The organism is Mycobacterium sp. TH-M15, assembly GCF_057473705.1.
This window is the reverse complement of the sequence record NZ_JBYCLB010000487.1, coordinates 1-7679: the sequence shown is the minus strand read 5'-3', so window position 1 is coordinate 7679 and position 7679 is coordinate 1. Positions and strand designations below refer to the sequence as shown.

Genomic DNA, 7679 nt, shown 5'->3' with positions numbered 1-7679 from the left:
GGCACGCGACGGTAAACTTCTTGTCGCTGCGCGGTGAGGGGCCGTAGCGGTGTCCTTCGTCAGGCGTGAACCGCCTGCATCCGGGCCAGCGCCGCATCGGTGAAGACCGACAGCCCCAGATCCGGGTTGTAGCCGTGGATCTCCTTGACGTCCAGCTCGGCCAGGAAGTACAGGATCTCCTTGGAGACCACCTGCCCGGGCACCAGCACCGGGAAACCCGGCGGGTAGGGCACCACGAACGTGGTCGACACCAGGGTCCTGCCCTCGGCGACCCGGCGTCCGGCCTCGCCGAGCAGCAGGTGCTCGCGGTCGGCGTCCTCGTAGCCGGCGTAGAACGCCGCCCGCATGTCGCCGAATGCGCTGTCGCCGCCCGGGCGAAACGCCGAGTCGAACTCGCTGAAGTCGGGCAGCGGCGGAAGGTCTTCGGTGATCTCGGCGACCCGGCGCCGGTGCAGCGCCCGGTCGTCGGCGCTGTCGGCGGCGTGCGTCTGTGCCAGGTCGGTGGCCACCCGGCGCAGCGCGTTGAGCAGGTACTGCACGCTGGACCAGGTCACCCCGATGGTGAAGATCAGCAACACACTGTTGATCGAGGTCTTGTTGATCTGGATGCCGAACCGCTCCATCAGGATCTTCTCCCGGAAGTCGTATCCGTTCATCCCGGTCTTGCCGACGAACAGGGTGACCCGGGTGGGGTCCAGCACGAACTCGTCGGCACGCCACGCCTCGTTCCACTCCGACAGCCCGCCCTCGCGAACCTCCCGATACGAACTGACCGCCGACGACCGGTACTCACCCGGCACCAGGTCCGCCTCGTCGAGGATCCGAAACCACTTGCCGATCACCGGGTCTCGGCGGACCCGGTAGCGGAACACCAGTGCCATGTTGTACACCCGGCGCACCATCTCGAACCGCTCGATGTCCACCTGCCGGCGAGCCAGGTCCAGCGAGGCCCGCAGCTGCTGGTTCGGCGAGGTGGAGGTGTGGGTCAGGAACGCCTCGGTGAACGCGTCCCGGCTGCGGGCGTTGAAGTCCTGGTCCCGGACGTGGATCATCGACGCCTGCCGCAGCGCCGAGAGCGACTTGTGGGTGGAGTGGGTGGCATACACCCGCACCCGGGCCTGCGCCGGGTCCGGCAGCAACCGGCGCGAAACCCATTCGGAGCGCTTCACTCCGGCCATCTGCGCGGACCAGGCCGCGTACTCCTCGGCGTAGGAATCCGACGCCAGCCTGGCCCGCAGCCGCTCGGCGGAGATCATCGCGGTGCGCTGCCGGGCCCACGGCACCGCGGTGGCGAACGCGTACCAGGCCTCGTCCCACAGGAAGCAGATGTCCGGCTTGATCGCCAGCACCTCCTCCATCACCTGCTGCGGGTTGTACACCACGCCGTCGAAGGTGCAGTTGGTGAGCAGCAGCATCCGCACCCGGTCCAGCTGCCCGGCCGCCTCCAGGTCGAGTAGCGTGCGCTTGATGGTGGCCAGGGACACCGCGCCGTAGACCGCGAAATGCGCCAACGGGTAGGCGTCCAGGTACAGCGGGTACGCCCCGGCCAGCACCAGGCCGTAATGGTGCGACTTGTGGCAGTTGCGGTCGATCAGCACGATGTCGCCGGGCCGGGTCAGCGCCTGCACGACGATCTTGTTCGCCGTCGACGTCCCGTTGGTGACGAAGTAGGTGTGGTCGGCGTTCCAGGTGATCGCCGCCTTGTCCATCGCGACCCGGATGGTGCCGTGCGGGTCCAGCAGCGAGTCCAGCCCGCCGGATGTCGACGACGTCTCGGCCATGAAGATGTTGCGGCCGTAGAACTCCCCCATGTCGTGCAGCGACTTCGAGTTGAAGATGCTGGCGCCGCGGGCCACCGGCAGGGCGTGGAACTGACCGACCGGCTCGGCGGCGTAGGCCCGCAGGGCGTCGAAAAACGGGGTGGCGTAGCGCTTGCGGATACCGGCCAGAACCGTGCTGTACAGGTCGGTGACGTCGTTGAGCCGATAAAACGTGCGGTCGTAGACGTCGGGTTCCTCTTCGGTGGTGGCCGCCGCGATCGACTCGTCGGTGAGCAGGTACAGGTCGATGTGCGGCCGCAGCTCCCGGATCCATTCGGCGCATTCGACGGCGTCGTAACCGCAGTCGACCGCGGCGGCGTCGTCGTTGGCGCCGAGCAGGGTGGTCATCACCGGCACCCGGTCGACGGAGCGCAGCGGCAGGTCGTGCCGGATGACCGCGGCCTGGATCTCGCCGTTGAGGGCGATCGCGGTGACGGCGTCCTCGACGCTGGCCACCACCAGCAGCCCGATCTGCACCTCATCGGTGGGGTCGCGCAGCGCGCGCAGGCTCTCCACCAGGCCCTCCGGTGTCTCCAGCGGGGAACCGTCGGCCAGCAACACGGTGTAGAACTGCTGCCGCTTGACCTGAGCCACCAACTCCTGCTCGGCCAGCGGGGCGGCGGGGTCGAACAACGCCGCCCGGTCGCCGTACTCGGAGAGCAGCCGCACCGCCAGCGACACCTCCTCGGTGAGCCGCACGGTGTCCATCGCGGCCAGGTATCCGCGAAACGTCGTCAGCAGCTCGGCGCCGGGGAAGAGCCAGTATCGCTCGTAGGCACCGATCCGGTCCAGCAGCCGTCTGACCTGACCGGTCAGGTGCTCGGTCGGTTGTCCGGCCCGGTTGGTCTCGGCGAGCTGCCGGCAGGCGTCATCGAGCAGGTTCCAGGTGTCGATGCGCGAGTACGACGGGTTGGCCACCGCCGCCAGCGCGGAGACCCGAAGTCGCCGGGGTCGCTCATCGTCGGATGTCATATCACCCAGTGTGGCCCTGTGGCCGGTCGAGCCGGTCGAGGGGGCCGGTTTCACCGACCCGGGAAGTGTCCCCGACGCCCGCCGCGCACCGGGTAACCTCGGCGTCGGGGTGGCCACGACGGACGAGCCAGAGAGGGCTGACGTGAACGCTGACGGATACACGGCCGCGGTCGCCGGCGCGGAGACGGCGCAGGAGGCGTGTGACCGGCTCACCGCCGCCGGCCACCAGGCGACGGTGCAAGACGAGTCGGTGGTCATCGACGGCGGCCAGGCGACGGTTGCGCCGTTCCAAGGCGTGAACAGGATCGGCGACCCGTTCTTCCTGTGGCGCATCACCGACCGGAACGGCGAGCTCGTCCGGTGCGCTCCGCGCGGACCCGGCGGGAGCTGCAAGGCGCATTCCTGAGCCGACGGCGAAATCCCGCCCGTCCCGGCTCACGATTCCGGACCGGCTTCCGCCGCGTGCTGCTCGCGCACCGCCTGCGACGCCGCCCGGATCTGCGGCGTCACCAGCATCACCTGGCCGAGCACCCCGTTGACGAAGCCCGGCGACTCGTCGGTGGAGAGCTCCTTGGCCAGCCGCACCGCCTCGTCGACGGCGACCGGCTCCGGAACGTCGTCGGCGTAGAGCAGCTCCCACACCGCCACCCGCAGGATGGCCCGGTCCACCGCGGGCAGCCGCTCCAGCGTCCAGCCCTGCAGGTGGGTGGTGATCAGGTCGTCGATGTGTGCCGCGTGCGCGCCGACGCCGTGGGCCACCGCCACGGTGTACTGCGGCAGCGGTGTCACGCTGCTGTCGCCCTGCGCCAGGCCGGTGCGCACATCGGCCACCTCGACCGGGGTCAGACGGCGGGCTTCGGCCTCGAACAGCAGGTCGACCGCGCGCTTGCGGGCCAGGTGGCGGCCCTTGACCGGCCGCGCCGGCCGGGCGGGTTTGCCGTCCGGCATGGTCAGGCGGGCTCAGGCGTTGGCAGGTCAGGCGTTGACGGCTCAGGCATTGACCCGCCCCAGGTAGCCCCGGTCGCGGGTGTCCACCTTCACCTTGTCGCCGGTGTTGACGAACAACGGCACGTTGATCTGCGCGCCGGTCTCCACGGTGGCCGGTTTGGTGCCGGCGTTGGACCGGTCGCCCTGCAGGCCGGGCTCGGTGTGGGTGATCTCCAACTCGACGCTGACCGGCAGCTCGAGGTAGAGCGGGGTGCCGTTGTGGAAGGCCACCTGCACCGGCATGCCCTCCAGCAGGAAGTCGGCGGCGTCGCCGACCAGCGACTCGGGCAGCGGGTGTTGCTCGTAGTCGGCGCTGTCCATGAACACGAAGTCGCTGCCGTCCCGGTACAGGTAGGTGGTGTCGCGGCGGTCGACGGTGGCCGTCTCCACCTTCACCCCGGCGTTGTAGGTCTTGTCGACCACCTTGCCGGAGACGACGTTCTTGAGCTTGGTGCGCACGAAGGCCGGCCCCTTGCCGGGTTTGACGTGCTGAAATTCGACGATCTGCCAGAGCTGACCGTCGATGGCCAGCACCAGTCCGTTCTTGAAGTCGGCGGTTGAGGCCACGGTCTTCCACATCTCCTACACGATGGTCAGCTCCCGGGGGAACCGAGTCAGCAAGTCCGGGGTCTGCCCGGGGGTATCAGCCACCGCCAACGTGTCCTCGATGCGAACCCCGCCACGGTCGGGCAGATAGACGCCGGGCTCCACGGTCACCACGGCACCGGGGAGCAGTGTACCGCCAGCGGTCGCGTTGATCCCCGGCGCTTCGTGAATCCGCAGCCCCACCCCGTGCCCCAGCCCGTGCCCGAAGTGTTCGCCGTGGCCGGCATCGGCGATCGACTGCCGGGCGGCGCCGTCCACCGCCTTCAGGTCGGCCCCCGGCCGCAGCGCCTCCCGGCCGGCCCGCTGGGCGTCGGCGACCAGCCGGTAGAGCTCCCGTTGCCACGGCGCGGCCCGGCCGAGCACGAAGGTGCGCGTCATGTCGGAGTGGTAGCCGGCCACCAACGCGCCGAAGTCGATCTTGACGAAGTCGCCGACCGCCAACACCGCATCGGTGGGCCGGTGGTGCGGGATCGCCGAGTTCGCCCCGGCCGCCACGATCGTCTCGAACGACGGCGCGTCCGCGCCGTGGTCCAGCATCAGCGCCTCCAGGCTGCGGGCGACCGCCCGCTCGGTGCGCCCCGGCGCCAGCCCCCCGCTGTCCACCAGGTCGGTCAGCGCCGCGTCGGCCGCCGCGCAGGCCCGCCGGAGCAGGGCCAGTTCGTCGGCGTCCTTGACTTCGCGCAGCGCCTCCACCAGGCCCGGCGCTCGGACCAGCCCGGCGCCGCCGGCCGCCTTCGTCAGCGCGTCGAGCCCGTCCACGGTGACCACGTCGCTCTCGAAACCCAGCCGCCGCACCCCGGTGGCACCGGCCGTTTCGGCCAGACACCTGCCGGCCGCCCGCCCGATCGCCACCTGCAGATCGGGCGCCTGCCGGGCGGCCTGGGTGCGGTACCGCCCGTCGGTGGCCAGCCTCGCCGGCCGGCCGTCGGCGTACACCAGCAGCGCCCCGGCCGAACCGGTGAACCCGGCGAGATAACGCACGTTGATCAGGTCGGTTATCAGCAATGCATCCAGCCCGGCCGCATCGATCCGGCCACTGAGTTTGTCCCGGCGGGCGCAATGCTTCACGTTGCGTGACGCTACTCGCTACGCTGTGCCCTCATGACTACCTGGTTACTGCGCGGACTGGCGTTCGCGGCCCTGATGATCGTCGACCGGCTGATCCAGGCCCCGCTGATCAACCAATGGGTGTCGCTGGCCACCTTGACCAACATCGCGCTGCTGGCCGTCTTCATCGTGCTGCCCGCCGCCGCCTGGGGCTACGTCGACGGCCAGCGGGACGCCAAGGCGAACCCGGACCCGGACCGCCGCAAAGACCTGGCGATGACGTGGCTGGTCGCCGGGCTGGTCGCCGGACTGGTCGCCGGGGTGCTGTCCTACCTGATCTCGCTGACCCCGTTGGCGATCTACAGCGGCGGCCTGTTCCAGGAGCTGACCGCATTCGCCGCCTTCACCACCCTGCTGGTGTTCGCGTGCGCGATGGTCGGCGTGGCGGTCGGCCAGAAGCTGGTCGACCGGCAGTACGCGAAGCTGCCGATGCACCACCACGGCCTGGCCGCCGAGGGCGGCGAGCAGCACGGCCACGACGTCTTCGCCGCGGTGAACGGCGGTCAGCAGGGCGCTGCGGCTGAGGCCGCCGTGACCGAGGGCGCAGCGGGCGGCACCACCACGCTGACCGCGCCGACCCGGGCCGTCGAGGAGACCACCGTGGAGCTCGCCCAGGCCGCACCGGAGCGTCCGGAGGAGATCACCACCGAGATCCCGCTGCCCGGGTCCACCGCCGAGACCACCACCGAGACCAGCACCACCGAGATCCCCACCCGAGACGCGGAGACCACCGAGATCGCCCAGCCCGGCGAGCAGCCCGGCGCCGAGAACGGCGACGAGAACGGCTGACTCAGCGGTCCGTCCGGGCCAGTGAGCGCAGCGCCAGCAGGTAGCCCTGCACCCCGAGGCCGACGATCACCCCGGTGGCGACCGGACTCAGGTAGGAGTGCCGGCGAAACTCCTCGCGGGCGTACACGTTCGAGATGTGCACCTCGATCAGCGGTGCGCGCAGCTCCGCGCAGGCGTCGCGCAGCGCCACCGACGTGTGGGTCAGGCCACCGGCGTTCAGGATCACCGGTTCGCCGGCGTCGGCGGCGTGGTGAATCCACTCCAGCAGCTGCGCTTCGCTATCGCTTTGCCGGACGACGACGTCCAGACCCAGTTCGGCGGCTTCCCGCTCGATCAGCGCCCTCAGGTCGTCGTGGGTGGTCTCGCCGTACACGTCGGGTTCGCGACGGCCCAACCGGCCCAGGTTCGGTCCGTTGATGACGTTGACCCGGCTCATTGTCTGCCCAACTTCGCACGTTGACCCACCTCGGCGTAGGCGGCGGCCAGCAGCGCCGGGTCCGGACCCTCCAGCCGGCCCGGCTTGGCCAGGCCGTCGAGCACCACGAACCGCAGCACGCCGGCGCGGACCTTCTTGTCGCCGGCCATGTATTCGAGCAGTAACGGCAGCGCGTCGGCGTAGTAGCTGACCGGCAGCCCCAGCGACGTCAGGATGGAGCGGTGCCGGTCGGCGGTCTCGTCGTCGAGCCGGCCGACCAGCCGGGCCAGTTCGGCGGCGAACACCAGCCCCACCGAGACCGCGTGGCCGTGCCGCCACTTGTAGTGCTCGAGTGCTTCGATCGCGTGCGCCAGGGTGTGTCCGTAGTTGAGGATCTCCCGCAGCTCCGACTCTTTCTCGTCGGCGGCCACCACCGCCGCCTTGACGGCGACGGCACGCCGGATCAGCTCGCCGAGCACCTCGCCGGTCGGGTCCATCGCCAACGTCGGATCGGCTTCGATGAGATCCAGGATGACCGGGTCGGCGATGAACCCGGCCTTCACCACCTCGGCCATCCCGGCCACGATCTCCCGCGGCGGCAGCGTCTCCAGGGTGGCCAGGTCGATCACCACGGCGTCCGGCTGGTGGAACGCCCCGACCAGGTTCTTGCCCGCTTCGATGTTGATCCCGGTCTTCCCGCCGATCGCGGCGTCCACCATCGCCAGCAGCGTGGTGGGCACGTGCAGCACCGAGATTCCGCGCAGCCAGGTGGCGGCGGCGAAGCCGGCGACGTCGGTGGCGGCGCCCCCGCCGAGACTGACCAGGGCGTCCTTGCGGCCGACGCCGATCTGGCCGAGCACACTCCAGATGAACTCCATCACCCGGACGTCCTTGCCGTCCTCGGCGTCCGGGATCTCCACCCGATGGGCGTCAATCCCCATGTCGGACAGATAACTTCGGATGGCCTCGGCGGTCTGCTCCAG

General features: G+C 70.2%; 8 protein-coding genes. 2 read left to right on the top strand and 6 right to left on the bottom strand.

What is annotated here, in order from left to right; genetic code table 11:
* Window positions 1-59: 59 nt before the first annotated feature.
* Window positions 60-2792 carry an aminotransferase class I/II-fold pyridoxal phosphate-dependent enzyme gene (locus tag AC2VNT_RS11850; protein ID WP_486947043.1) on the bottom strand — a complete coding sequence of 911 codons (2733 nt, stop codon included), beginning with the start codon at window positions 2790-2792 and terminating at the stop codon, window positions 60-62.
* A gap of 142 nt (window positions 2793-2934) precedes the next feature.
* On the opposite strand from AC2VNT_RS11850, the gene AC2VNT_RS11845 reads away from it, so the two are divergent.
* Window positions 2935-3198 (top strand): hypothetical protein, encoded by a 264-nt coding sequence (locus AC2VNT_RS11845; protein WP_486947042.1) that lies wholly within the window; start codon window positions 2935-2937, stop codon window positions 3196-3198.
* A gap of 29 nt (window positions 3199-3227) precedes the next feature.
* On the opposite strand, the gene nusB is transcribed toward AC2VNT_RS11845, so the two are convergent.
* From nusB to AC2VNT_RS11830, 3 genes are read right to left on the bottom strand one after another with little or no spacing between them, the layout of a single operon-like run.
* A complete protein-coding gene (gene nusB, locus AC2VNT_RS11840) occupies window positions 3228-3740 on the bottom strand; it encodes a transcription antitermination factor NusB (RefSeq protein WP_486947041.1) in 513 nt (170 codons plus the stop codon).
* A gap of 42 nt (window positions 3741-3782) precedes the next feature.
* Window positions 3783-4346 carry an elongation factor P gene (efp, locus tag AC2VNT_RS11835; protein ID WP_486947044.1) on the bottom strand — a complete coding sequence of 188 codons (564 nt, stop codon included), beginning with the start codon at window positions 4344-4346 and terminating at the stop codon, window positions 3783-3785.
* A 15-nt stretch (window positions 4347-4361) separates the two neighbouring features.
* On the bottom strand, window positions 4362-5453 hold the full coding sequence (locus tag AC2VNT_RS11830) for a M24 family metallopeptidase (RefSeq protein WP_486947040.1): 1092 nt from the start codon (window positions 5451-5453) through the stop codon (window positions 4362-4364).
* A gap of 33 nt (window positions 5454-5486) precedes the next feature.
* Here AC2VNT_RS11830 and AC2VNT_RS11825 point away from each other — a divergent pair, with 33 nt between their 5' ends.
* Window positions 5487-6281 carry a B-4DMT family transporter gene (locus AC2VNT_RS11825; RefSeq protein ID WP_486947039.1) on the top strand — a complete coding sequence of 265 codons (795 nt, stop codon included), beginning with the start codon at window positions 5487-5489 and terminating at the stop codon, window positions 6279-6281.
* A 1-nt stretch (window position 6282) separates the two neighbouring features.
* Here AC2VNT_RS11825 and aroQ read toward each other — a convergent pair whose 3' ends face one another.
* Both aroQ and aroB read right to left on the bottom strand, forming a co-directional pair.
* Window positions 6283-6717 (bottom strand): type II 3-dehydroquinate dehydratase, encoded by a 435-nt coding sequence (gene aroQ / locus AC2VNT_RS11820; RefSeq protein ID WP_486947038.1) that lies wholly within the window; start codon window positions 6715-6717, stop codon window positions 6283-6285.
* The coding region (aroB, locus tag AC2VNT_RS11815) for a 3-dehydroquinate synthase (RefSeq protein ID WP_486947037.1) at window positions 6714-7679 on the bottom strand (966 nt) is incomplete at its 5' end. The genes aroQ and aroB, both read right to left, overlap by 4 nt.

What these genes read in the sequence shown, in the direction of transcription:
- AC2VNT_RS11850 (WP_486947043.1), bottom strand. Translation starts at nt 2,792, where the DNA reads ATGACATCCGACGATGAGCGACCCCGGCGACTTCGGGTCTCCGCGCTG.
- nusB (WP_486947041.1), bottom strand. Translation starts at nt 3,740, where the DNA reads ATGCCGGACGGCAAACCCGCCCGGCCGGCGCGGCCGGTCAAGGGCCGC.
- AC2VNT_RS11825 (WP_486947039.1), top strand. Translation starts at nt 5,487, where the DNA reads ATGACTACCTGGTTACTGCGCGGACTGGCGTTCGCGGCCCTGATGATC.
- aroQ (WP_486947038.1), bottom strand. Translation starts at nt 6,717, where the DNA reads ATGAGCCGGGTCAACGTCATCAACGGACCGAACCTGGGCCGGTTGGGC.